This is a genomic window from Psychrobacter sp. T6-1 (assembly GCF_052258445.1).
Map to the genome: position 1 here is coordinate 1 of NZ_JBQQFC010000458.1, position 1,408 is coordinate 1,408.

2 protein-coding genes are annotated in these 1,408 nt (G+C 42.0%); both read left to right on the plus strand.

Features of this window, described 5'->3' with window-relative positions:
• On the plus strand, positions 1-747 hold a 747-nt coding region (locus tag ACTXGO_RS13770; protein ID WP_443574917.1), incomplete at its 5' end, for a tRNA (adenosine(37)-N6)-dimethylallyltransferase.
• Positions 748-1,046: 299 nt separating this feature from the next.
• On the plus strand, positions 1,047-1,408 hold a 362-nt coding region (hfq, locus tag ACTXGO_RS13775), incomplete at its 3' end, for an RNA chaperone Hfq (RefSeq protein WP_443574918.1).

Genomic DNA, 1,408 nt, shown 5'->3' on the forward strand with positions numbered 1-1,408 from the left:
ATGATGTATTACATGGCGCTGCTAGAAGGGCTCTCTGATATACCCGATAGCAGCGATGTGACACGTGCACAGGTCGAAAAGTGGCGACAAGATGCAGGCATAAAAGTGTTATATGAGTATTTGGCTAAAATAGACCCCGTTAGTCATCAGCGCCTAAAACCCAATGACACTCAGCGTATTACGCGAGCAATTGAGATCTACGAGCAGACCCATATCCCGCTTAGTGAGTGGCAACGCAAACCTAAACTAGCATTAGCGCACAACGAGCAGCAGAACTGGCATGCCTTATCTGTCCTGCCAGATCGTCCTTGGCTGCATCAGCGTATCGCTCAGCGCTTAGATGTCATGTGGAATGAGGGACTGGTTGATGAGGTTATCGACCTATTAGAGCGTTATACGTTGACGCCTGATATGCCATCGATGCGCTGCGTGGGCTATCGGCAAGTGCTTGAGTATCTGGTACACATCAAACACCCTGTATTCAAGCTGCCGCATTTAGACCTTGAGTTATTCTATAAAACTTTTGCGGCGCAGACTGACAACGCTTCAACTCAACAAGCGTTTGCCTACAAGCAGATGCAAGACAAATCTCTGTATGCCACTCGTCAGTTGGCAAAACGTCAATACACTTGGCTGCGTAAACTTACGCAATTATCTACTGCTAGCGCTCTAGATAAGCCAGATAGTCTTATTCAAAACCAGACCTTCGCGACTATGACGCAGGCAAGAGAGTATCTCTTATCATAAACAATGCATGCGATATCAAACGGTTAACCATACATAAAGGAATCAATCACAATAAGTTGCAAAATCTAAAATAGATAGCTGTTATAATTTAGGAGTAGTAATCAACACTGCGTAAAAAGACTATAATAAACAAGTAGTTAACAGGATTGTTTACTGTCATAAAAGTAATCGTTTAAGCTTGCGTAGATACATTTAATAAATATTCGTAGTACTAAATCTAAAAATTGTAGTATTAGAACTCATAGTATTAAAACCGATAACGACTATTAAAAATAATTATATTATCTAGGAGAGACCTCATGTCAAAAGGACAAACCTTACAAGATCCGTTTTTGAACTCACTACGTAAAGACCGCATTCCTGTGTCAATTTTTTTGGTAAATGGTATTAAATTACAAGGCCAAATAGAATCATTTGATCAATATGTTGTACTGCTAAAGAATACTGTCAGTCAAATGGTGTACAAACACGCTATCTCAACAGTCGTACCTGCGCGTAACCCTAGAGGGACAACGACTACAGGAACCACCACAAGTGGCGCCTCAAGTACTGGATACCAAGGTGGCGGTGCAAGTAGTGGCTTTGAGCGTAGTACCAGTAATACTGGCGCTGCTAATCCTAGTGGCGGTTTTGAAGATCGCGGTTTTGCCTCAAATCGTAG